At 67.4% G+C, this 258-nt stretch carries 1 protein-coding gene; it reads left to right on the forward strand.

The annotated features are described in order from the left end of the window. A partial coding sequence (locus tag SB658_RS25360; protein ID WP_410603198.1) for a hypothetical protein occupies window positions 1-258 on the forward strand: 258 nt, incomplete at both ends.

A 258-nucleotide genomic window follows, 5' to 3' on the forward strand; every position in this document is an offset into this window, starting at 1 on the left:
CTTCACCGACCCCTGCGATACCTCGTTCGGCGCCGCGGCGACCAACGCCCAAGTCCTGGCCCGCTGCTCGCAGGACATCGCCAACGCCGCAACGTTCCGCCAGCTGAAGGAGGGCTTCGGCGAAGCGGAAGGTCCGGATGAGCAGAGCCCGGTTCCGTTCACCGCCGGCTCGAACCCGAACCTGACTCCGGAAACCTCCAAGTCCAAGACCTTGGGCGCGGTGTGGAGCCCGTCCTTCGCCCCGGGCCTGAACATGAG

It is taken from the genome of Bacillus sp. SIMBA_008 (assembly GCF_046535495.1).
Taxonomy (GTDB): Bacteria; Bacillota; Bacilli; order Bacillales; family Bacillaceae; genus Bacillus; species Bacillus subtilis.